Origin of the sequence: Streptomyces sp. BE20 (genome assembly GCF_036322525.1) — a bacterium.
In the GTDB taxonomy this organism is placed as follows: domain Bacteria; phylum Actinomycetota; class Actinomycetes; order Streptomycetales; family Streptomycetaceae; genus Kitasatospora.
Map to the genome: position 1 here is coordinate 49641 of NZ_JAQYWW010000928.1, position 21694 is coordinate 71334.

The window sequence follows — 21694 nt, forward strand, 5'->3', positions numbered from 1 at the left end:
GGAACCCGTGGGCAGACCGACGATCGCCGACATCGCGCGCCAAGCCGGTGTCTCCAAGGGCGCGGTGTCCTTCGCGCTCAACGGGCGCCCCGGGGTGAGCGAGGCGACCAGGGCCCGGATCCTCCGGGTCGCCGAGGAGATGAACTGGCGGCCGCACAGCGCCGCCCGCGCCCTCGGCGGGGCCAGGTCCGACGCGGTGGGGCTGGTGATCGCCCGCCCGGCCCGGACCATCGGCGTCGAGCCGTTCTTCAGCCAGCTGCTCTCCGGCCTCCAGGCCGTGCTCTCCGCCCGCTCCGTCGCCCTCCACCTGATGGTGGTCGAGGACACCGCGGCCGAGATCGAGGTCTACCGGCGCTGGACCTCCGAGCACCGCGTCGACGGCTTCATCGTGGTCGACCTCCAGCTGCGCGACCCGCGGCTCGCGGTCCTGGAGGAACTCGGCCTGCCCGCCGTCGTGCTGGGCGGCCCCGGCAAGGGCGCCGGCCCCCTGCGGATCTGGGCCGACGACCGCGAGGCGATGCTCTCCATCGTCGACTACCTGGCCGCCCTCGGACACCGGCGGATCGCCCACCTGGCCGGGCTGCCGCACTTCCAGCACACCCAGCGGCGGATCCGCGCGCTGCGCGACGCCTCCCGGCGGCTCGGCCTGGAGGAGGCGCTCTCGGTGCCGACCGACTTCAGCGACGCCGAGGGGGCCGCCGCCACCCGCGCCCTGCTCTCCCGGCCCAGACGCCCGACCGCGATCGTCTACGACAGCGACGTCATGGCGGTGGCCGGCCTCGGGGTGGCCGGCGAGATGGGCGTCGCGGTGCCCGGCGAGCTGTCGATCGTCTCGTTCGACGACTCGGTGCTCGCCCGGATCGTGCACCCGCCGCTGACCGCGCTCAGCCGGGACACCTTCGCGCTCGGCGAGCAGGTCGCGCGCAGCCTGCTCGCGGTGATCGACGACGCCGGGCCCGGCCGGGACCTGCAGATGCCGACCCCCCGGCTGACCGTCCGCGAGTCCACCTCGCCGCCCGGGGCGGGTTCGTCGGCCGCGACCGGCCCGGCGCGGGGGGCAGGTTCACCCTCCGGGGTGGCCTTCGCGGGCACCGTTGACAGCGGCTCTGAACCGGTTTAGCCTCGCTGCGCCGAGCGACCCCCGCTCGGCGCGCCACCGTGGGCGGGCGTCCGCCGAACCGCCCACGGTCACTCCGCCGGTCCGTACGCACCTGGAACCGCGCGTCCTTCACGCCGCCCCAGAGCCGCGCGCCCTCCGGCCGCAGGAACGCCCGGCATCACCACGCACGCATGCACCCCCGGGCCCGCCCCCTTCCGGGCGGTCCGCCCCACCCTCCTCCGCGCGATCGGAGCCACCGCATGTCACGACGGATATCCCTGCTGCTGAGCGCCGCTCTCGGGGCCGCCGCCCTGGGCACCGCACCCACCGCGTCCCAGGCTGCCCCGACCCCCGCCGCCCCCTCCCCGGCGGCCCCCGCCGCGGCGAACGCCGCCGCCGGCACCCAGCCCTACGCCTCCTACTGGTACCCGAACACCCTGCTGAACTGGGACCCGGCCACCGATCCGGACGCCCGGTTCAACCGCTCCCGGGTCCCCCTCCAGCCGCGCACCGGTGACCCGGCGCTCAGGGCCAACCCCAACGCCCGGGCCGGCGAGGGGAAGATCGCCTCCCTGGTCTCCTTCGGCCCCACCTCCAACAACCCCTCCCAGGGGTCCGCCGACCCCCACTACTACGCGTTCGGCTACTGGCAGTACGTCGACAAGCTGGTCTTCTGGGGCGGTTCGGCCGGCGAAGGTCTGATCCTGGCACCCAACCCGACCGTCATCGACGCCGCCCACCGCAACGGCGTCAAGGTCTACGGCACCGTCTTCTTCCCGCCCGCCGCGTACGGCGGACAGCTCCAGTGGGTCCGCGACTTCGTCCAGAAGTCCGGCTCCCGCTACCCCGTCGCCGACAAGCTGGCCCAGGCCGCCCAGTACTACGGATTCGACGGATGGTTCATCAACCAGGAGACCGGCGGCGGCGATTCGGCCCTCGCCGGTGAGATCCGCAACCTCATGCAGTACACCAGGGCGCAGACCGCCACCGACTTCATGTGGTACGACGCCATGACCGAGTCGGGGCCCGTCAACTGGCAGAACGCGCTGACCTCCGCCAACGACGCCTTCCTCCAGGAGGGCGCCCGGCGCACCTCCGACTCGATGTTCCTCAACTTCAACTGGTCGTCCGGAGGGCTCGGTTCCTCCCGGACCCTGGCCCGCGGCCTCGGCCGCAGCGAGTACGAGCTCTACTCCGGCATCGACACCGAGGCCAACGGCTACAACACGGGTGTGGACTGGAACAGCCTCTTCCCGGCCAACGGCCCGCACACCACCTCGCTCGGCCTCTACCGGCCCGAGTGGACCTGGAAGTCCGCCGCCGACCGCGCCGACTTCCTCGCCAAGGACGCCCGCTACTGGGTCGGCGCCAACAACGACCCCTCCAACACCTCGACCTCGTCCGGCTGGAAGGGCCTCGCGAGCTACGTCGCCGAGTCCACCCCGATCACCGCGAAGCCCTTCGTCACCAACTTCTCCTCCGGCGAGGGCGACTTCCACAACGCGGCCGGCACCCGGGTCGCCACCGGCGGCTGGAACAACCTCTCGCTCCAGGACGTCCCGCCCACCTACCAGTGGCTGGTCTCCTCGACCGGCGCCAGGCTCACCCCGTCGGTCGACTTCACCGACGCCTACGAGGGCGGCTCCTCGCTGCGGCTGACCGGCAACCTGAACGCCGTCAACACCGTCCGGCTCTACCAGACCAGGCTCCCGGTCGCCGCCGACAGCAAGCTCTCGGTCGTGGTCAGGACCCCGGCCGCCGGAGCCACCGGCCTCAAGGCCGCGATCTCCTTCACCGACGCGCCGACGACCTTCACCACCCTCGACCTCGGGAGCAACTCCGGTACCGGATGGGAGCGCAAGACCCTCGACCTCTCCGCCTACGCGGGCCGCACCATCGCCCAGATCGGTCTCCAGGCGGCCGGCTCGAACCCCTCCTACGACGTGAGGATCGGCCAACTCGCGCTGTACGACGGCGCGGTGGACGCGCCCGGCGCACCCGGCGGGCTGACCGTGCTCGGCGCGAGCGACGTGGTGGCCGGCGCCAGCCAGTCCCTCCGGCTCTCCTGGACACCCTCGACGAGCGGCGCCGTGCACCACTACGAGCTGTACCGGCGCAACGCCGACGGCACCCGCGGCTACCTCGGCGCCACCCCCTCCGACGCCTACTACGTCAACCGGCTGGACCGGGTCGGCACCGAGGCGAACACCGTGATCGAGGTCGAGGCCGTCTCCACCGAGTACGGCCGCTCCACCGCCGCCGCCACCACCGTCTCGTGGACCGGCACCCCACCGGCCGGCGGCAACCTCGCGCTCAACCGCCCGGCCGCCGCCTCCGGCCAGTGCAACACCGGCGAGGGCCCGGCCAAGGCCGTCAACGGCACCGTCAACGGCGGCAACGGCGACAAGTGGTGCACCACCGGGAGCAGCAAGTGGCTTGAGGTGGACCTCGGTTCGGCCAAGGCGCTGTCGAAGTTCGTGGTCAGGCACGCCCAGGCCGGTGGCGAGAGCGCGAGCTTCAACACCCGCGACTTCACGGTCCAGGTCCGCTCGGCCGACACCGACCCGTGGACCACCGTCACCACCGTCACCGGCAACACCGCGGGCACCACCACCCACCCGGTGAGCACCACCGCGCGGTACGTCCGGCTGGTGGTCACCAGGCCGACCCAGGGCACCGATCCCGCCGCCCGCGTCTACGAGTTCGAGGCCTGGGGCGCGTAGGGCGTCGGACACGCCCGGATCTCCGCCCCACCGAGGAAAGGACCCGCCCCCGTGCCGGTCACCATCACCGCCGTCGAGAGCACGGACCTGTTCGTCGGACCCGAGGAGGCCCCGCGGCAGCTGCTGCGGGTCACCCTCGACGGCCCGCCCGCCCGGATCGCCGTCACCGGCCCGGGCGTGCGCGGCGAGATGTCCGGCACGGGGCTGGTCGAAGTCCCCCTGGAGATCACCGGTGCCGCGGTCGGCGCCCGACTCGCCGTCGAGGTCACGGCCTTCGGCGCGACCCCCGGCGCCGCCGGGACCGACGCCGGCGCCGGGACCGGTGGCGCCCGCGCCGAGGGCGTCGTCGAGGTCGCCGAGCCCGGCTGGACCATGTTCATGGTCCCGCACTTCCACTACGACCCGGTGTGGTGGAACACCCAGGCCGCCTACACCTCGCCCTGGGAGCTCCTCTCCGCCGACGCCACCACCCGGCCGCTCTGGGAGCGCAACGGCTTCGCCCTCGTCGACGCCCACCTGGACCTCGCGCTGCGCGACCCGGTCTACACGTTCGTGCTCGCCGAAGTCGACTACCTGAAGCCGTACTTCGACCAGCACCCGGAGCGCCGCGCGAGCCTGCGCCTGCTGCTCGACCGCGGCCAGGTCGAACTCGTCGGCGGCACCTACAACGAGCCGAACACCAACCTCACCGGCGCCGAGACGACGATCCGCAACATCGTCCACGGCATCGGCTACCAGCGCGACATCCTCGGCGGCGACCCTCGGACGGCCTGGCAGCTCGACGTGTTCGGCCACGACCCGCAGTTCCCCGGCCACCTCGCCGCCGCCGGGCTCACCGGGAGCGCCTGGGCGCGCGGTCCGTTCCACCAGTGGGGCCCGATCCAGAAGAACTTCCGCGAGGCCAAGGACGACGCGCGGGTCATGCAGTTCCCCAGCGAGTTCGAGTGGATCGCGCCCTCGGGCGACGGCGTGCTCACCCACTACATGCCGCACCACTACTCGGCCGGCTGGTGGATGGACTCCTCCGCCGACCTCGCCACCGCCGAGCAGGCCGTCTACGAGCTGTACCGGAAGCTCAAGCCGGTGGGCGCGACCAGGAACCTGCTGCTGCCGGTCGGCACCGACTACACCCCGCCCAACAAGTGGGTCACCGAGATCCACCGCTCCTGGGCGGGCAGGTACCTGTGGCCGCGCTTCGTCTGCGGGACCCCGCGTGACTTCCTGGACGCCGTCCGCGCCGAGCTGGCGGAGACCGGTCGCCGGCCCAGCCCGCAGACCCGCGACATGAACCCGGTCTACACCGGCAAGGACGTCTCCTACATCGACACCAAGCAGGCCCAGCGGGCGGCCGAGGTGGCCGCCGTCGACGCCGAGAAGCTCGCCACCCTCGCCGTCGTGCAGGGGCTCGGGCGGTACCCGTCGGCCGCGCTGGACAAGGTCTGGCGCCAACTCGCCTACGGCGCGCACCACGACGCGATCACCGGCTCCGAGTCCGACCAGGTCTACCTGGACCTGCTCGGCGGCTGGCGGGAGGCGTACGACCTGGCGGCGGACGTCCGCGACCGGGCGCTCGACGCGCTGGCGGCCCGGATCGCCACGACGGGGGAGGGCGACGCCGTGGTGGTCACCAACACGCTCTCCTTCGACCGGACCGACCTGGTGGCCGTCCGGCTGCCCCCGGGAACCGTCGACGGGGAGGGCCGCCCGGGCGTCCGCGTGCTGGACGACACCGGGGCCGAGGTGCCCGGAGCCGTCGACCGCGGCACCCTGCGCTTCCTGGCCGAGGACGTGCCGGCGCTCGGTTGGCGTACCTGGCGGCTGGTCCCTTCGGCGGCCGGCGGCGGCGACCCGGCCTGGTCCGTCGCGGAGGGCCTCACCATCGCCAACGGCCGCTACCGGGTGACCGCCGACCCGGCGCGCGGCGGCGGCCTCTCCTCCGTCCAGGACCTCCTGCACGGAAGGGAGTTGATCCAGGACGGCCGGATCGGCAACGAGCTGCGGGTCTACGAGGAGTACCCGCAGCACCCCGACTTCGGCGAGGGCCCCTGGCACCTCGTCCCCAGGGGGCCGGTGGCCGGCTCCGGCGATCAGCCGGCCGAGGTCCGTCGCGAGACCGGACCGCTCGGCGAGCGACTGGTCGTCCGCGGCACCGTCACCGATACCGCGCCCCATGACGGTGCCGGTGCCGGGGCCCGGGGCCTCCGGTACGAGCAGACCGTCACGCTGTGGCGCGGCCTCGACCGGGTGGACTGCCGGACCAGGGTCGTCGACTACACGGGCGCCGACCGGCTGTTGCGGCTCCGCTTCCCCGTCGACCTGCCCGGCGCCCTGCCGGTCAGCGAGGTCGCCGGCGCGGTCGTCGGACGCGGCTTCGCCCTGCCCGACGTCGACTCCGCCGAGGCGCCCTGGACCCTGGACAACCCGGCCAACACCTGGTTCGGTCTCGGCGCCACGGCCCGGGTGACGCTCACCGATCCGGTCTCCGGCGCGGTGCTGGGCGATCGCGCGCTCGGCGTCGCGGAGGTGATCGTCCCCGATCTCGCGTCGGCCGCCGACGCGCGGGAGCTGGTGGTCGCGCTCGCCCGGGTCGGAGTCACCGCCACCACCTCCGGAGCCGACTGGGCCCGGTACGGCTGGCTCGACGTGGACTCCAACCTGCCGGACTTCCGGATCCTCCTCGGCGGACCGGAAACCAACGACGCCACCCGGGAGTTGTTCGACCGGGTGGGTGCGGAGTACGCGGCCGTCCTGAAGGAGCGCGGCGCCGTCTGGGTGCCCGCCCGCACCCCGCTCGCCGAGGTCTGGCAGCCCGGCGCGGACCTGCGTGACCTGAGGGCCCTGCCGGCCCTGGTCGTCACCGACCCGGCCCCGCTCACCGCCGACCTCGCCGACGCCCGGATCGCCGCCGCCTGCCCGGGGCCTCTCCCCGACACCGAACAACTCGTGGACCACACCGCGGCGTTGCTGAGCTTCGGTCTGCCCGGCTTCGCCGTCGATGCCACCGGTGCGCTGCACCTCTCGCTGATGCGCTCCTGCACCGGGTGGCCCTCGGGCGTCTGGATCGACCCGCCCCGGCGTACCCTGCCCGACGGCGCCTCCTTCCAACTCCAGCACTGGACCCACGAGTTCCACTATGCGCTGACCGGCGGACCGGGTGACTGGCGGGAGCAGGAACTCCCGGCCCAGGGGCAGGAGTTCACCCATCCGCTGTACGCCCGGCTCGCCCCCGCCCAGGACGGCCCGCTGCCCGGCACCCTCTCCTGGCTGCGGGTCGAGCCGGCCCGCCGGACCCTGCTCGGCGCGCTCAAGCCGGCCGGCAACCCGATCGCGCACGGCTCGACCGCCCCCTGGGACGGCCGACTCGCCGTCCGGCTGGTCGAGTCCACCGGCCTCGGCGCGGCCGTCACCCTCGGCGGCGCCCTCGGGCTGACCGACCTGCACGCCGCCGACCTGCTGGAGCGGCCGACCGGCCCGGCCGATCCGGACCTCGCGGGATCCCGGATCGCCACCGTGCTGGCCCGCCCCGCGGTGGCGGAGCCGGCCGGCGGCCCGGTCCTCGGCCCGGTCGCCGAGGCGGCCCAGCCCGTGCACGCCCGCTACTGGCTGCACAACCGGGGCCCGGCGCCGCTCGGTTACCTCCCGCTCTCGGTCGGCGCCTCGCCCGGCCTGCTGCGGACGGCGGGCGAGCCGGTCACGCTCTCGGCGGCCCTCTCCTCCCACCTGCGGGACGCCACCGTCGAGGGCACGGCGCGGATCCTCGCGCCCGACGGGTGGGCGGCGAGCCTCGGCGCCCGCCCCTACCGCCTGGAGGCCGGCGGACACCTCCGCTTCCCCGTCACCCTCACCCCGCCCGCCGGTACCGCCCCCGGCCTGTACTTCGCCGCGGTCCGGCTCACGCACGACGGCCAGGACGTCGAGGACGTGGTCACCGTCGCCGTCGGCGACCTGCCGGAGATCCTTCCGGTGCCCGGCGACACCCCCGAGGACTGGACCGCCGCCCAGGGCACCCGGTCCGTGGAGGGGCGTGACACCGGCCTGACCGTCGAGGCGGCCACCGCGTCGGTCCGGCTGACCCCCGGCGTCGGCGCCGCCCTCGGCGTCCGCCTCGTCAACCGCACCCGGGGCGAGATCCGCGGCGAACTCCAGCTCGTCTCGCCCTGGGGCACCTGGGAGGCGGTCGGCGCGCCGGTCCGCGGCTTCACCCTCGCGGCCGGGGCCTCGTCGGTCGAGGAGTTCACCCTCACCGCGCCCGAGGACGCCGACCCCGGCGCCTACTGGGTGCTCGCCAAGGTGATGTGGTTCGGCCGCTGCCAGTACGCCCCGACCGTCGCGGTGGTGGTCGGGCCGTGACCGCGATCCCGCCCGCGCCCGCCGACGCCCCGGCGCTCGGACTCCTCGACGGCCGGCCCCTGCCGCGCACCGGCCTCGACCGCCGCCTCGCGGCGCTCCGCACCGGCCCGCGCGCCTCCGCCCTGCCGCGGCCCGGCAGCGGGGAGGACCGTCAACTGGCCCGCTGGGTCGCGCAGGTGCTGCTGACGGAGGCGCTCTGCGAGGCGGTCGCCGCCGAACGCGGCCTGTCCGTCCTCCCCGAGGCCACCCATGACCGCCTGGACCAGCAGGCGGCCGTCGAACTCGGCTCCGTCACCGCCGCCGCGTACGAGGGCAGCGCGGCGGTGCGGGCCGTCCACGAGGCCGTCACCGCCGCCGTCGCCGCGACCGCGGAGGAGGTCGCCCACTACGACGCCATGACCCGACCGGCCGCGACGCCCACCGGGTGGCACCTCGCCTTCCCCGACGGCGGCACGTGCGAGGCCGACCCCGCCACCCTGCCGCTCGCCCTGGCGGAGGCCCTCCGCACTGCGGCCCCGGACACGTGGGTCACCGCCGGAGGCTGGACCGCCGCCCGCCGGACCACGCCGCCCGACCCGCCCACCGACCGGCCCGACCGCCCCGATCCCGCCGCCACCGTCCTCGCGGCCGTCCGTCGCGCGGCCTTCGTCCGCTGGCTCGACCACGCCCGTGCCACCCGCCTCACCCTCGTCCCCGGCCTCGAACACCCCGGCGACCCCGCCCAACCCGACAACCACCACCGCCACTGACCACCCCGGGCGGCCGCGCCCCCGGTGCCTCCTCGGCCGGGGGCGCGGCGGCAGGAAATCCGGGTGACGGGTGGCCGTCGTCTCCCTACCCTCGGGGCATGAAGAGTGTCGGGGGACTGCTGAACGTCGTGGACGTCGAAGCGACGTGCTGGGAGGGACAGCCGCCGCCCGGGGCAGTGAACGAGATCATCGAGATCGGGCTGACCGTCGTCGACCTCGGGACGGGGGAACGGGTCGGGCGGCACCGCATCCTGGTGAAGCCCGCACGGTCCGCCGTCAGCGAGTTCTGCACGGAACTCACCGGGCTGACCCAGGCCGAGGTCGACACCGGCCTCGACTTCGCCTCGGCCTGCCGGCTGCTCGCCGCCGACCACCGGGCCGGGGCCCTGCCGTGGGCGAGCTGGGGCGACTACGACCGGAACCAGTTCACCCGGCAGTGCAAGGCCACCGGCACGGCGTACCCCTTCGGGCACCGGCACACCAACGCCAAGGCGGTGTTCACCGAGGCACACGGGCTGCGCAAGCGCCCCGGGATGGCCCAGGCCCTGGGGATCGCCGGGCTGCCGCTCGAAGGACGCCACCACAGCGGCGAGGACGACGCCTGGAACATCGCCGCGCTGGTCCTCGGCCTGGCCGCCCGGGGCGCCTGGCCCGGAGGGACGGCCGGTTGACGAGGGCGCGGCCGTACGGGTGGTTCCGGAGCCGGACGGTTCGTGTTCGTCCGTGTGCGGCGCTAGGTTGCTGGGCGACCCGCTGAGACCCGCTGAGGCCCGCTCCCCGGAGGACACCGATGGCCATCCCCGCCCTGGACCACTCGACGACCGGCTACTCCCTCCCGCACGCCTACTGGATGGCGCAGGCCGCCGGACTGGCCTCGCTGGACCGGGCCGGCATCGAGGAGACGGCCCGGTCCTGGGGCTTCGACGAGGTACGGCACTTCGAGTCGACGCACCGGATGCCGTTCCCGATCGAGGACACCCAGGCCTACGTCATGGCCGGCGACCGCATGATCGTCGCCGGATTCCGGGGCACCGAGGTGCTGAAGATCCGTGACTGGCTCAGCGACGTCAGCACCCCGCCCGTCCCCGGCCCGGCGAACAAGGGCTTCGTGCACTACGGCTTCCACCAGGCCCTGCAGTCCGTCTACCCGCAGATCCGCGACACCGTCCGCGACCTGCGCACGGACAATCAGACGGTCTGGTTCACCGGCCACAGCCTCGGTGGCGCGCTCGCCATGCTGGCCGGCGCCCGCTGGTACTTCGAGGCGCCGCAGCTGCTGCCCGACGGCGTCTACACCTTCGGCCAGCCCCGCACCTGCGAGCGGCTGCTCGCAGGCGCCCACAACACGGCCTTCAGGAACCGCTGTTACCGCTTCGTCAACAACAACGACATCGTCCCTCAGCTCCCGCCGGAGCCGGTCTTCACGCACGTCGAGGCGCTGCGCCACTTCGACGCCGACGGGAGGCTCCACGAGCGCATGCCGCTCGTCGCCGGGCTGAAGGACCGCGCCAAGGGCGTGCGCGCCGACCTGTTCGCCCCCGAGACGGACGGGATCAAGGACCACCACCTGCCCAACTACCTGGCCGCGTTCGAGAAGAACCTCGCCCAGGTCTGACGGGAGCCCCGCCGAGGCGTGGACCGCCCCCGGCGTGGCGGGAGGCGGCCGTCCGGGCGGTCGGAGCCGGCCGGGCCGACCGCGACGGCCGGCAGTGCGCCGGTCGCGGCCCCCTGGGTGAGGCCGAGGATGTCGGGACTGCCGGGCCTGGAGGACGGCGCCGGAGAGCGCGAGCGCGGCGAGCACGCAGGCGGTGACGGTGGTCACCGCCCGGGGGCTGTGGCGGAGGGAGAGGCCGCCGGGGCGTAGCGCCTCGCCGTCCCGCCGGTCCGGACGACCGGCGGGACGGCGGCTCCGGCCGGTCGCAGGCCGGTCGCGGCGGGGCCTAGCTGGGGAAGGGCCAGACCGGGCACCACGGCGGGATGTACTGGCCGGGGTAGGGCGGGCCCCACGGCGGACAGGGGAAGGGGTCGGGGGCGGGCGGCGCGGAGGTCCAGAGGACCCTGCCGTTGCGCTCGACCGCGATGGCGCCCTCGTTGTAGACAGTCAGCTCGGCCCCGGGGTTGCCACCGGTCCCGCTCCACCAGAGCGGGGTGTTGTCGGCCGCGTAGACCACGAGGTTGCCGTCGCCCTGCATGGCGAGGATGGTGCCGTTGGGCATGGCGCCGCGGGCCACCCAGATCGGGGTGGTGTCGCGGTAGAGGACCACGTTGCCGTCGCCCTGCATGGCCAGCATGATGCGGCCGTTCGGCGAGTACCAGCCCTGGTTGCGGTTGAGCACGCTGTTCATCGGGATGCGGGTGGGCGGCGAGAGCGCGGCGGCCACGGCGGGTGGGGCGGCCACGGCGGGTGGGGCGGCCGGGGCCGTCGGCGCGGCCTGGGCGGCGCCCGTGGCGAGGGTGCCGAACCCTATCGCGGCGGCGGCCGCCAGGGCGGCGGCTCGTAGGAGGGTGCTGGTCATGGGAGGGCTTCGGGTCCTTCCGGGCGAGGGCTGACAGGCGTGCGCCAGCGCACATCTGACGGAGCATCTGATACGTCCGTGCGCCGGGCGCCAGGCTATGGCAGCCGGACCGGAGGGGAGAGGCAGAACCACCGGCAGCTTCGCCCCGGCCGATCCGTCCGCCGCCGGGGTACGGCCCCGTACGAGGACGGTCCGCCGGCAGGCCCGGCCGGGCGCCCGACCCCGTGTGCCGTTCCGACAGGATCCGAGAGAGCCGGCCTAGCGGGACCAGACGAGCCGGACGGCGAGGCCGAGGACGACGGCGTTGCCGGCCAGGCCGGTGACGAGCCGGCCGCGTGAGCCGGTGAGGACGCGGCGCAGGAGGACGCCGCCGGACGCGAGCAGTGCCTGCCAGCTCGCGGAGGCGGCGAACGCGGCGAGGACGAACACCAGGCCGGGTCCGAGGGAGCCGGGGCCGGTCCGCCCGCCGACGACCAGAGCGCCGAAGTAGACCACGGTCAGCGGATTGAGCAGGGTCAGGCCGACCAGGGCCGTGTAGGTGCGCCACGGTGAGCCCGGTGGACTCGACGAGGCGGACGGGGGGCCGGCCGCCGGGTCCTCGGGCCCGCCGCCCCGCTCGTGCCGGTACGCGCGGAGCGCGCCGCGCAGACCGCGCACGGCGAGTACGGCGAGCACCCCGGCGGCGAGGAGCTCCAGGTACCCGGCGGCCGGGGTGACGAGCCGGGCGACGGCCGCCCCGCCGAGCATCGCCGCCAGTGCGTAGAGGCCGTCGGCGGTGGCCACGCCCAGGGCGGCGGCCATGCCCCGGCCGAGCGAGACGCGCGAGGCGAGGGTGACGATCATGACGGAGATCGCGCCGACGGGCATGGCGATGCCGTAGCCGGCGAGGAGTCCGGAGAGCAGGGCGTCGGTCATCGAGACGGTCCGAGTTCTGAGGGGCGGTCCGGCGCGGAGCGGAACCTGGCGCGGAGGGGCGACCCGGCGCGGGGCGTCCGGGTGCCCCCGGAGCGTAGCCCCGGCCGTCCGCCCGGACCACCGGTTTTCGGCCGTCGCAAACGGGTCCGCCGCAGGCCGGTGCCGCGGCGTGCGGGCCCGCACGCCCGCACGCCCGTAACGCACCCGGCCGGCGTCAGCGCCGTCGGTGGGCGGTGATCAGGTCGGCGTAGCGCAGACCGCTGCTCTTGACGGTGCGGCGCTGGCTCGGGTAGTCGACGTGGACGAGCCCGAAGCGCTTGTCGTAGCCGTACGCCCACTCGAAGTTGTCCAGCAGCGACCAGGCGAAGTACCCGGCCAGCGGGGCGCCCTGGGCGGTGGCGCGGGCACAGGCGGCGAGGTGCCGTTCGAGGTAGGCGGTGCGCTCGGGGTCGTGGACGCTGCCGTCGGGGGCGACGACGTCGGGGTAGGCGGCGCCGTTCTCGGTGACGTAGATCCGCTCCGCGCCGTACTCGTGGGTGAGGCGGAGCAGCAGCTGTTCCAGGCCGGGGGCGTGCACCTCCCAGGGCATGGCGGTCCGTTCGGGGTTGGGGCCGGGGAGCTGGCGGACGTACGGGGCGGGGCCGGTGGGGTCGTCGGCGACGATCTGGCGGAAGTAGTAGTTGAGGCCGAGCCAGTCGAGCGGGGCGGCGACCAGTTCCGCGTCGCCGTCGCGCTCGGGGAGGTCGACGCCGTAGACCTCGCGCATGTCCTTGGGGTAGCCGCGGCCGAGGACGGGGTCCAGCCACCAGCGGTTGACGTGGCCGTCGGCGCGGACGGCGGCGGCGTGGTCGGCCTCGGAGCCGGTGGCGGGCTCGATCGGGCTCAGGTTGTTGACGATGCCGATCCTGGCGTCGCGGACGGTCTCGCGCAGCACCTGGACGGCCAGTCCGTGGCCGAGGTGCAGGTGGTAGGAGGCGCGGACGGCGGCCGTGAGGTCGGTCAGTCCGGGGGCCATGGCGCCGTCGAGGTGGCCGATCCAGGCGGAGCAGAGCGGCTCGTTGAGGGTCGCCCAGTCGGTGACCCGGTCGCCGAGGCGGGCGGCGACGACGGCGGTGTACTCGGCGAAGCGTTCGGCCGTCTCGCGGACGGGCCAGCCGCCGCGGTCCTGCTGGGCCTGCGGGAGGTCCCAGTGGTAGAGGGTCGGGAAGGGCCTGATGCCGGCGGCGAGCAGGGCGTCGACCAGGCGGTCGTAGAAGTCGAGGCCGGCCGGGTTGACGCGGTCGTCGGCCTGCGGCACCACGCGGGGCCAGGCGATCGAGAACCGGTAGGCGTCGAGGCCGAGTCGCCGCATCACGGCGACGTCCTCGGGCCACCGCCGGTAGTGGTCGCACGCGGTGTCGCCGGTGTCGCCGCCCGCGACCCTGCCGGGGGTGTGGGCGTAGGTGTCCCAGATGGAGGGGGCGCGGCCGTCGGCGTCCGTGGCGCCCTCGATCTGGTAGGCGGCGGTGGCCGCGCCCCAGAGGAAGTCGTCGGGGAGGGAACTCAGCGCACTGAGGTCGGTCACGGGGTGCCCTTCGGGGGTCTGCGGGACGGGGGAGGGTGTCACTTGACGGCTCCGGCGGTGAGGCCGGCGACCAGGTAGCGCTGGAGCAGCAGGAAGCCGGCCACCACGGGCACGCTCACCACCAGCGAGGCCGCCATCACCTGGTTCCAGTAGACGTCGTTGAGGGTGGCGTAGCCCTGGAGGCCGACGGCGAGGGTGCGGGTCGCGTCGTCGGTGAGCACGGAGGCGAAGAGCACCTCGCCCCAGGCCGTCATGAAGGCGTACACCGCGACGGCGACGATGCCCGGCACCGCGGCCGGGACGATGATCCGGACCAGGGCCTGGAGCGGTCCGCAGCCGTCGACCAGCGCCGCCTCGTCGAGGTCGCGGGGGATCGAGTCGAAGTAGCCGACCAGCATCCAGATCGAGAACGGCAGCGAGAAGGTCAGGTAGGTGAGGATCAGGCCGCCGCGGCTGCCGTACAGCGGGATGCCGGTCGCGTTGCCGACGTTGACGAAGATCAGGAAGAGCGGCAGCAGGAACAGGATGCCGGGGAACATCTGGGTGGAGAGCACGGTCACGGTGAACATCCGCCGTCCCCGGAAGCGGTAGCGGCTGACCGCGTACGCCGCGAGGATCGCGACCAGGACCGAGCAGACCGTCGCCCCGCCGGCCACGATCAGCGAGTTGACCAGGTACCGGCCGAGCGGGACGGTCCGCCAGATGTCGAGGTAGGGGCGGAAGGTGACGGTGCTGGGGATCCAGCGGAACGGCCCCTGGACGTCCCGGAGCGGCTTGAGCGAGCTGCTCAGCATCACCAGGACGGGGACGAGGGCGAAGACGGCGAGCGCGCCGAGGACGATCCACCGGGTCCGGCGGAAGGAGGCGGGCGGGTTGATCATGCTGCGTCCTTCCGGCGCGAGGTGAGCAGGAGGTAGCCGGAGGTCACCAGCAGCAGGAACAGCAGCAGCAGGACGGACATCGCCGAGCCCGCGCCGAAGTTCCAGGTGACGAAGGACGACTGGTAGATGTGGACGGACACGAGGTCGGCGGCCTCCGGGGCCGAGCGGCCGAAGAGCACGTACGGCGTGTTGAAATCGTTGAAGGTCCAGAGGAACAGGACCAGTACCAGCACCAGGTTGACCGGGCGCAGCGAGGGCAGGGTGATCCGGCGGATCTGCTGCCAGATCCCGGCGCCGTCCAGCGCGGCGGCCTCGTAGAGCTCGCGGGGGATGTTCTGCAGCCCTGCGGTGAGAGTGAGGAAGGCGAACGGCCAACTGCGCCAGACCGACACGGTGACCAGCGCGGTGAAGCTGTTGTCGCCGATCAGCCAGAACGGCTTGTCGTCGACGAGGTGGAGCTGGTCGTGGAGGACGTGGTTGATCAGGCCGGTGTCCCGCTGGAACATGAACGACCAGGTGATGACGGCGGCGTAGACCGGCAGTGCGTACGGGAGCAGGAACACGGCGCGCAGCAGGCCCCGGCCGCGGAAGGAGTCCTGGGTCAGGACGGCCGCCGCCGTGCCGATCAGCCAGGAGAGGCCGACGGTGAGGACGGTGAACGCGCAGGTGACCCAGAACGAGTGCAGCAGGGCACGGCCGACGGGCGCGTGGAAGTCCACCGCCGTACGGTAGTTGGCGAGCCCGGCCCAGGGGGCGGCGGACCAGTCGCGGATGAAGAACTGGGTGAGCCGCTTGAGGCTCATGGTGGCGCCGACGACCATCGGGAGCAGGTGGACGACGAGTTCGAGGACGAGGGCGGGGAGCAGCAGCAGATAGGGGAGTGCGGTGCGGGGCGGGCGGAGGCGGCCGAGCCGGGTGGGGGTGCGCGGGGCGGGTGCACCCGGGCCGGCTGCGGCCGGTGCGTGGGCGGCCGGGACAGGGGCGGCAGGGGTGCGGGCGGCGGGGGTCCGGGTCACGTCACTTGGCCGGCATCTGCTGCTGGGCCTTGGTGAGTTCGGCCTTCACGGAGCCGTCGGTGGCGGGCCTGCCGGCGGCGGCCGCGGCGAGCAGGTTCTTGACGGCGGTGCCCACCAGGGTCTCGAACTGGCTCTCGTCGGCGACCTGCGGGAGCGGCAGCGCGCTGCCGGAGAGGACGGCGGTGAGGGCCTTGAGTTCGGGGGTGGCGAAGGCGGGGTCGGCCTGGGCGTCCTTGACCGGGGGGATCGAGCCGTAGGCCTTGTTGAGCCGGGTCTGCTCCTCGGCGCCGGTCATGAACCTCACGAACGAGAGGGCCCCGTCGGTGTTCCGGGTGTTCTTGAAGACGGCGAGGTTGATCCCGGCGACCATCGAGGTGGTCGCGCGGTCGCCGGTGGCGCCGGCCGGCGCGGGGACGGGGGCGACGCCGTAGTCCTCGGGGTTCATGCCGTGCGAGGCGAGGTTGGCGCCGGCGGCCTGCCACATCAGCATGGCGGCCTTGCCGGTGGCGAAGTCGGTGACGGACTGGTTGTTGGCGTACTCGGCGTTGCCGGGCGCGACGATCTTCTCGGTGCCGAGCAGGTCGACGTACTGCTTGACGGCGGCGACGGCGCCCGCGCTGTCGAAGGCGGGTTCGCCGGTGGGGGAGAAGAAGTCGGTGCCGTGCTGCTTGGCGAGGGTGAAGGCGTGGTGGACGTTCTCGGAGACGTTGCCGCCTTCGAGGGCGAGGCCGTAGCGGCCTCCGGCGGTGAGCTTCCGCCCGTCGGCGACCAGTTCGTCCCAGGTGGCCGGGGGCCGCTCGATGCCGGCCTCGGCGAACAGCTTCTTGTTGTAGTAGAGGCCATAGGCCATCGAGTAGAGCGGTACGGCGGCCGGGTCCTTCCCGGCCGCGCCGGCCGAGCCGAGGGCGGCGGGCAGGAAGCGGTCCTTGCCGCCGATCCGGTCGAAGGCGGCCCCGTCGAACGGGCGCAGGGCGCCGGTGGCCTGGAGCGAGGCGGACCAGGTGTTGCCGATGTTGAGGACGTCGGGGCCCTGGCCGGAGGTGGCCGCGGCGAGGATCCGGTTGAGCAGGTCGGACCAGGGGATGACCTCCAGCTTCACCTTGATGCCGGTCTGCTGCTCGAACCTTCTCAGCTCCGGCTCCAGGACCTGGCGGTCGTTCTCCAGGCTGGTGCCCTGGTTGGAGGCCCAGTAGGTGAGCGTGCCGGGGCTGCCGTCGCCCCCGCCGCCGGACGCGGACCCTCCGCCGCAGGCGGTGGCGGTGAGGACCAGGGTGGCGGCCAGGGCGGCCGTCGCGGCGGCGCGGCTGATGGGCATGGCGGATTGCCCCTCTCGGGTGTGGGCGGTACGGGTCGACGGCGGGTGCCGCTGCGCGGCGCAGTGCGGGGGGTCTTGTCTCGGGTGGTGAAGTTCCGTGCTCCACGGCTTACTTCAGGCCGTGATTTAACGTGTGAGAAAAGCTTCCGTCAAGGGTTCGGACAGCGATAGATTCGGATCAGGAGGGAGACCCCATGACCGCACGAGGCAAGAAGACGGTGCGTGACCTGCGCAGAGGCAGCCGGTCGACGCTGCTGCGGCGGCTGTACTTCGACGGGCCGCTCAGCCGCCAGGAGCTGGGGGTGATCACCGGGCTCAGCGCCGGTTCGATCAGCAACGTCACCGGCGAGCTGCTCGCCGACGGGCTGATCGAGGAGTGCGGCTCGGTCGAGTCGGACGGCGGGCGCCCCCGGATCCTGCTCCGGGTGGCCGCCGGCCGCGCCCACCTGGTCGGCGTGGACGTCGGGGAGACCCAGGTCCGGGTCGCCCTGTTCGACCTGGCCCGGACCGAGCTGGCCGCCAGCGACCGGCCGCTCGCCGGCCGCGGCCACGACGTCGACCACGTGGTCGAGCTGATCCTCGCCGGCCTGGCCGAGGTCCTGGAACGCACCGGCACCGACCCGGCCGGCGTGCTCGGTGTGGGCATCGGCGTCCCCGGCATCGTCGAGCAGGGGGAGCCGGCCTCGGACGGCCTCGGGATCGTCGTGCACGGGCAGACCGTGGGCTGGGACGCCGTCCCGCTCGGGCGGCTGCTGCGGGCCGGCACCGACCTGCCGCTCTTCGTCGACAACGGCGCCAAGACGCTCGGCCAGGCCGAGATGTGGTTCGGGGCCGGGCGCGGCCTCCGGCACGCGGTGATCGCCCTGTTCGGCTCGGGCGTCGGGGCCTGCGTGATCGCCGACGGCGCCCGCTTCCGGGGAGCCACCAGCAGCGCGGGCGAATGGGGCCACACCAAGGTCCACGTCGGCGGACGCCGGTGCCGTTGCGGCGCACGCGGCTGCCTGGAGGCGTACGTCGGGGCCGAGGCGCTGGTCGAGCGGTGGGGCGCGGCGCCGCCCGGCGCCGGGGAGAAGGCCGGGCTCGCGGCCCTGCTGGCGGCGGCCGAGGCGGACGAGCCGGCGGCCGGTGCGCTGCTCGCCGAGGCGGCGGAGTACCTGGGCGCGGCCATCGCGGACCTGGTGAACCTGTTCAACCCCGAGCGGATCGTGATCGGCGGCTGGGCGGGCCTGCTGCTCGGCCCCCGGCTGTTGCCCGCGATCCGCGCGGCGGCCACCGAGTACGCGCTGCGCTTCCCCCGCGAACAGACCTCGATCGTGCTCGGGACGCTCGGCCCGGAGGCGGTCACGGTCGGCGCGGCGACCCTGCCGCTCTCCGACTTCCTGGAGTCCGGGGGCGAGTTCCCGGGCCGGGCCGGGAGCCCGGCCCGGACGCCGTCGGAGGTGCGGGCCTGACCTCGGAGTTCAGTGGAATTCGTTGCGGTACAAGCTAGTTCACGGCGTGAGTAAAGTCGGCGCGAAGGGTTGACACTCCGGATCGGGAGCCCGGAGACTCCCGGTCAGGAGGTGCTCCCCGGGCCCGGACAACGGATCGGTGACACCCCGGTACGTGCCACGACGCGTGCCCCGCCACGGACCGCCGCACGTGCGGCGGTCCGCACCCCGACGTGTGGCCCGACACGTGGCCGGTACGTACCCCGGTGACCGCCCGTTGCGGCGGTCCGCGCTGCCCGGCCGCCCCACCCGAGCCGGCCGGCACGCGGACCCGCCGAGCCGCCCCACCGCTCCCCCACCGCCCGGTGCCCAACTGTGCCGGGCCGGGCACGGGCGTGCGCCCCCTCACCCACCGACCCCCACCCGGAGGAGCAGCCCATGAGGCTCACCTCAGCACGTCCACGTCCACGTCCACGTCCCGCCCCGGCCCCGGCCGCCCGGATCGGCCTGGCCCTGCTCGCGGCCGGCGCCCTCGCCCTGCCCGGGCCGGCCGCGCTCGCCGAGCCGGCCCACGCCGGGTCCGCCCGGCCGGCGTCCGCGCAGGCCGCAGCCGACCGGGCCGCCGACTGCGGCGCCGCCGACGCGGCGAAGGGGCGGCCCGCCACCGCCTCCTCCGTCGAGAACGGCGGCCTGTCCGCGGCCAACGCGGTGGACGGCGACCCCGGCACCCGCTGGTCCTCGGCGTTCGCGGACCCGCAGTGGCTCCAGGTCGACCTCGGCTCCGTCCGGCAGCTGTGCCGCGTCGAACTCGCCTGGGAGGCGGCGTACGGGCGCTCCTACCGGATCGAGACCTCGGACGACGGCACCACCTGGCGGACGCTGCACTCCACCGAGCACGGCACCGGCGGCACCGAGACCCTCACGGTCTCCGGGAGCGGGCGCTTCGTCCGGATCAACGGGCTCGCCCGGGGCACCGGTTACGGCTACTCGCTCTGGGAGTTCCGGATCGCGGCCACCGACGGGCCGGGCGTGCCGCCGGTGCAGGGCGGCGGCGACCTCGGACCCAACGTGCTGGTCTTCGACCCCGCCACACCGGGCATCCAGGCCAAGGCCGACGAGATCTTCCGTCGGCAGGAGGCCAACCAGTTCGGGCCCGAGCGGTACGCGCTGCTCTTCAAGCCGGGCAGCTACCGCGACCTCAACGTCCAACTGGGCTTCTACACCTCGGTGTCCGGCCTCGGCCTGAAGCCCGACGACACCACGATCAACGGCGACGTCACCGTGGACGCCGGCTGGTTCAACGGCAACGCGACCCAGAACTTCTGGCGCTCCGCCGAGAACCTGGCGCTCAACCCGGTCAACGGCACCGACCGCTGGGCCGTCGCCCAGGCCGCGCCGTTCCGCCGGATGCACGTCCGCGGCGGTCTCAACCTCGCCCCGAACGGCTACGGATGGGCCAGCGGCGGCTACATCGCCGACAGCCGGATCGACGGCGGTATCGGCAACTACTCGCAACAGCAGTGGTACACCCGGGACAGCGCGATCGGCGGCTTCTCCAACGGGGTGTGGAACCAGGTGTTCTCCGGCGTCCAGGGCGCGCCCGCGCAGGGCTTCCCCAACCCGCCCTACACCACGCTCGACACCACCCCGGTCTCGCGCGAGAAGCCCTTCCTCTACCTGGACGGCAACGAGTACCGGGTCTTCGTCCCGGCCAGGCGCACCGATGCCCGCGGTGTCTCCTGGGACGGCGTCCCGCAGGGCACCTCGCGACCGCTCACGCAGTTCTACCTGGTCAAGCCCGGGGCCACCGCCGCCACCATCAACACCGCGCTCGCGCAGGGCCTGGACCTGCTCTTCACCCCCGGCGTCTACCACGTCGACCGGCCGATCGAGGTGACCAGGCCCGGCACGGTGGTGCTCGGCCTCGGCCTGGCCACCGTGGTGCCCGACCACGGGGTGACCGCGATCCGGGTCGCCGACGTGGACGGCGTCCGGCTGGCCGGCCTGCTGGTCGACGCCGGACCCGTCAACTCGGCGACGCTGGTGCAGATCGGCCCCGACAACGCCGCCGCCGACCACGCGGCGGACCCGACCACCCTCCAGGACGTCTTCGTCCGGGTCGGCGGGGCGGGTCCCGGATCGGCGACCACCGGGATCGTCGTCAACAGCGACGACGTCGTCGTCGACCACACCTGGATCTGGCGCGCCGACCACGGCGCGGGCGTGGGCTGGACCGTCAACCCCTCCGACTACGGCCTGCTGGTCCGCGGCGACGACGTGCTCGCCACCGGCCTCTTCGTCGAGCACTTCAAGAAGTACGACGTCGAGTGGACCGGCGAGCGCGGCCGGACGATCTTCTACCAGAACGAGATCGCCTACGACGCCCCGAACCAGGCGGCCGTGCAGAACGGCGCCACCAAGGGCTTCGCCGCGTACAAGGTGGGCGACGACGTCGCCGTCCACGAGGGGTGGGGCCTCGGCAGCTACTGCTACTTCACCGTGGACCCGACGATCCGGATGGACCACGGATTCGAGGCACCGGTCCGGCCGGGCGTGCGGTTCCACGGGCTGTCGGTGGTCTCGCTCGGCGGCAACGGCCAGTTCGAGCACGTGATCAACGGCACCGGCGGCGCCACCTCGGGCACCTCCACCGTCCCGTCGACGGTGGTGTCCTTTCCCTGACCCGACGACCCCCTGACGTCGTGGCCCGGCCGCACCACCGGCCGGGTCACCGGCGCGTCCGCGCCGCGCGCCGATCCGGGAGGAGTGGAACCGCCGGACGGGGGCAGACGGTGGACGCCCCCGCCGGACGGCCGGGGCGTACGGAGCCGAACAGGAGGCCTACTCATGACCCTGATCTGGGCACTCGTCGTCGGGCTGGTCGTCGGCCTGCTCGCCAAGCTCGTCCTGCCGGGCCGGCAGCCCGTGCCGCTCTGGCTCACGATCCTGCTGGGACTGGTCGGCGCCCTCGTCGGCAACGCCCTCGCCGGCGCGCTGGGCGTGCGGCACACCGGCGGCGTCGACTGGATCCGCCACCTGCTCCAGGTCGGCGTCGCCGCGGCGCTCATCTCCTTCACCACCGCGGCCCAGGTCGGCCGGCGCCGCTGACCCCTGCGCGAGCGGCCGCGCAGGGACC

15 protein-coding genes are annotated in these 21694 nt (G+C 74.1%); 9 read left to right on the plus strand and 6 right to left on the minus strand.

Annotated elements, in window-relative coordinates; genetic code table 11:
• Nucleotides 1–7: 7 nt before the first annotated feature.
• From PUR61_RS21845 to PUR61_RS21870, 6 genes are all read left to right on the plus strand, one after another.
• Nucleotides 8–1120: a LacI family DNA-binding transcriptional regulator gene (locus PUR61_RS21845; RefSeq protein WP_329880943.1), complete on the plus strand. Its 1113-nt coding sequence runs from the start codon at nucleotides 8–10 to the stop codon at nucleotides 1118–1120.
• 239 nt (nucleotides 1121–1359) lie between these two features.
• On the plus strand, nucleotides 1360–3822 hold the full coding sequence (locus PUR61_RS21850; protein WP_329880945.1) for an endo-beta-N-acetylglucosaminidase: 2463 nt from the start codon (nucleotides 1360–1362) through the stop codon (nucleotides 3820–3822).
• A gap of 51 nt (nucleotides 3823–3873) precedes the next feature.
• Nucleotides 3874–8172, plus strand: a complete 4299-nt coding sequence (locus tag PUR61_RS21855) for an NEW3 domain-containing protein (RefSeq protein WP_329880946.1) — start codon at nucleotides 3874–3876, stop codon at nucleotides 8170–8172.
• The gene (locus PUR61_RS21860) at nucleotides 8169–8921 is read left to right on the plus strand and encodes a DUF7158 domain-containing protein (RefSeq protein WP_329880947.1); all 753 of its coding nucleotides are present in this window, start codon (nucleotides 8169–8171) and stop codon (nucleotides 8919–8921) included. Before PUR61_RS21855 ends, PUR61_RS21860 begins: the two co-directional genes overlap by 4 nt.
• A 98-nt stretch (nucleotides 8922–9019) precedes the next feature.
• Nucleotides 9020–9592 carry a 3'-5' exonuclease gene (locus tag PUR61_RS21865; protein WP_329880949.1) on the plus strand — a complete coding sequence of 191 codons (573 nt, stop codon included), beginning with the start codon at nucleotides 9020–9022 and terminating at the stop codon, nucleotides 9590–9592.
• Between the two features lie 119 nt (nucleotides 9593–9711).
• Nucleotides 9712–10536: a lipase family protein gene (locus tag PUR61_RS21870; protein ID WP_329880951.1), complete on the plus strand. Its 825-nt coding sequence runs from the start codon at nucleotides 9712–9714 to the stop codon at nucleotides 10534–10536.
• A 325-nt stretch (nucleotides 10537–10861) separates the two neighbouring features.
• Here PUR61_RS21870 and PUR61_RS21875 read toward each other — a convergent pair whose 3' ends face one another.
• The 6 genes from PUR61_RS21875 to PUR61_RS21900 form a co-directional block, all read right to left on the minus strand.
• Nucleotides 10862–11437: a hypothetical protein gene (locus PUR61_RS21875; RefSeq protein ID WP_329880953.1), complete on the minus strand. Its 576-nt coding sequence runs from the start codon at nucleotides 11435–11437 to the stop codon at nucleotides 10862–10864.
• A 258-nt stretch (nucleotides 11438–11695) separates the two neighbouring features.
• Nucleotides 11696–12352, minus strand: coding sequence for a LysE family transporter (locus PUR61_RS21880; RefSeq protein WP_329880955.1), 657 nt, complete (start codon nucleotides 12350–12352; stop codon nucleotides 11696–11698).
• A gap of 214 nt (nucleotides 12353–12566) precedes the next feature.
• Complete coding sequence (locus tag PUR61_RS21885; protein WP_329880957.1) at nucleotides 12567–13916, minus strand: GH1 family beta-glucosidase; 1350 nt, start codon at nucleotides 13914–13916, stop codon at nucleotides 12567–12569.
• 38 nt (nucleotides 13917–13954) lie between these two features.
• Nucleotides 13955–14797 (minus strand): carbohydrate ABC transporter permease, encoded by an 843-nt coding sequence (locus PUR61_RS21890; RefSeq protein WP_329880958.1) that lies wholly within the window; start codon nucleotides 14795–14797, stop codon nucleotides 13955–13957.
• Complete coding sequence (locus PUR61_RS21895; RefSeq protein ID WP_329880960.1) at nucleotides 14794–15813, minus strand: carbohydrate ABC transporter permease; 1020 nt, start codon at nucleotides 15811–15813, stop codon at nucleotides 14794–14796. The genes PUR61_RS21890 and PUR61_RS21895 overlap by 4 nt, the downstream gene beginning before the upstream one ends.
• A 1-nt stretch (nucleotide 15814) precedes the next feature.
• Nucleotides 15815–17128: an ABC transporter substrate-binding protein gene (locus PUR61_RS21900; RefSeq protein WP_329880961.1), complete on the minus strand. Its 1314-nt coding sequence runs from the start codon at nucleotides 17126–17128 to the stop codon at nucleotides 15815–15817.
• A gap of 194 nt (nucleotides 17129–17322) precedes the next feature.
• Here PUR61_RS21900 and PUR61_RS21905 point away from each other — a divergent pair, with 194 nt between their 5' ends.
• The 3 genes from PUR61_RS21905 (at nucleotide 17323) to PUR61_RS21915 (ending at nucleotide 21666) form a co-directional block, all read left to right on the plus strand.
• Nucleotides 17323–18579 (plus strand): ROK family transcriptional regulator, encoded by a 1257-nt coding sequence (locus PUR61_RS21905; RefSeq protein ID WP_329880962.1) that lies wholly within the window; start codon nucleotides 17323–17325, stop codon nucleotides 18577–18579.
• Nucleotides 18580–18996: 417 nt separating this feature from the next.
• On the plus strand, nucleotides 18997–21240 hold the full coding sequence (locus PUR61_RS21910; protein ID WP_329880963.1) for a discoidin domain-containing protein: 2244 nt from the start codon (nucleotides 18997–18999) through the stop codon (nucleotides 21238–21240).
• A gap of 165 nt (nucleotides 21241–21405) precedes the next feature.
• On the plus strand, nucleotides 21406–21666 hold the full coding sequence (locus PUR61_RS21915) for a GlsB/YeaQ/YmgE family stress response membrane protein (RefSeq protein ID WP_329880964.1): 261 nt from the start codon (nucleotides 21406–21408) through the stop codon (nucleotides 21664–21666).
• Nucleotides 21667–21694 lie beyond the last annotated feature (28 nt).

Bases quoted from the DNA above. Each gene is read 5' to 3' on its own strand.
- PUR61_RS21850 (WP_329880945.1), top strand. From the start codon at position 1,360: ATGTCACGACGGATATCCCTGCTGCTGAGCGCCGCTCTCGGGGCCGCC.
- PUR61_RS21865 (WP_329880949.1), top strand. From the start codon at position 9,020: ATGAAGAGTGTCGGGGGACTGCTGAACGTCGTGGACGTCGAAGCGACG.
- PUR61_RS21870 (WP_329880951.1), top strand. From the start codon at position 9,712: ATGGCCATCCCCGCCCTGGACCACTCGACGACCGGCTACTCCCTCCCG.
- PUR61_RS21875 (WP_329880953.1), bottom strand. From the start codon at position 11,437: ATGACCAGCACCCTCCTACGAGCCGCCGCCCTGGCGGCCGCCGCCGCG.
- PUR61_RS21880 (WP_329880955.1), bottom strand. From the start codon at position 12,352: ATGACCGACGCCCTGCTCTCCGGACTCCTCGCCGGCTACGGCATCGCC.
- PUR61_RS21890 (WP_329880958.1), bottom strand. From the start codon at position 14,797: ATGATCAACCCGCCCGCCTCCTTCCGCCGGACCCGGTGGATCGTCCTC.
- PUR61_RS21900 (WP_329880961.1), bottom strand. From the start codon at position 17,128: ATGCCCATCAGCCGCGCCGCCGCGACGGCCGCCCTGGCCGCCACCCTG.
- PUR61_RS21905 (WP_329880962.1), top strand. From the start codon at position 17,323: ATGACCGCACGAGGCAAGAAGACGGTGCGTGACCTGCGCAGAGGCAGC.
- PUR61_RS21910 (WP_329880963.1), top strand. From the start codon at position 18,997: ATGAGGCTCACCTCAGCACGTCCACGTCCACGTCCACGTCCCGCCCCG.
- PUR61_RS21915 (WP_329880964.1), top strand. From the start codon at position 21,406: ATGACCCTGATCTGGGCACTCGTCGTCGGGCTGGTCGTCGGCCTGCTC.